Genomic DNA, 922 nt, shown 5'->3' with positions numbered 1-922 from the left:
GGGGACGCGGACATTTTGTTGGACAGTTTCGGGTCACGCTACATGAAGTTTTCGGTAGGCGGTGATACTCACACCGCCTAGACTGGTTTTGATCCGGTGGTTGTTATAGAACTCGATGTATCGCGCGATGGCTTCTTCGAGCTCTTTGGTGGTTTGCCAAACCTTGCCGTAGTACATCTCATTTTTCATACGGCCGAAAAATCCTTCACACGCTGCGTTATCTGGGCTGCAACCCTTTTTAGACATTGAGCTGACAATCCCGTATTTAGCGGTCAAACTGCGCCAGGTGCTACCGCGGTAATGTGCACCCCGGTCAGAATGAAGCACCAGGGAACCATCTGCTTCTGGCTGCTCCGCTTCAATGGCAGCAAGCAGGGTTTCCTGCGCCAACTCCATAGTGGGGTGCACGCTTGTTTTCGCGGCGACGACCTTGCCGTCAAAACAGTCGATTATGGCAGAGAGGTACACGCGACTATCGTGAGCTGCAAAAACACTGATGTCAGTTAGCCACAACTTGTTTGGGCTGTCAGCGTGAAAACTACGGTTCACCAAGTTGTCCGGAGCTGGTGAAATTTCTCCCTGATAGCTGGAGTACCTCCACTTGCGTTTCGGAAAGCGGGGCACGATTCCTTCTTCGCGCATGAGGCGACGAACAACCTTCTCGCTGATGATGATCCCACGATGACGCAACTCCCACCACATGCGTCGATAGCCGTACGTGTTGTCCGACTGCGCGTCGATGGCATGGAGTATGTCACGGATATGCTCGTGCTTATCGGGCCGGCTGCGTTGTTGAAGGTGGTAGTAAAAACTCGATTGTGCAAGGCCGATAGAGGCAAGCAGCATCGGCAAGGGGAAGTCAGGGCGTAGCGCGTCAACCACTGCGGTCTTTTGTCTATTACTGAGCTGACCTGGGATGACG

The 922-nt window shown here is 53.3% G+C and carries 1 protein-coding gene; it reads right to left on the bottom strand.

What is annotated here, in order from left to right; genetic code table 11:
- Positions 1–33: 33 nt before the first annotated feature.
- A partial coding sequence (locus tag HMPREF3088_RS08015) for an IS3 family transposase (RefSeq protein ID WP_083317375.1) occupies positions 34–922 on the bottom strand: 889 nt, incomplete at its 5' end.

Source organism: Corynebacterium sp. HMSC22B11 (genome assembly GCF_001815965.1).
Classification (GTDB): domain Bacteria; phylum Actinomycetota; class Actinomycetes; order Mycobacteriales; family Mycobacteriaceae; genus Corynebacterium.
The sequence above is the reverse complement of the archived record's forward strand: the minus strand, read 5'-3'. Positions and strand labels throughout refer to the sequence as shown.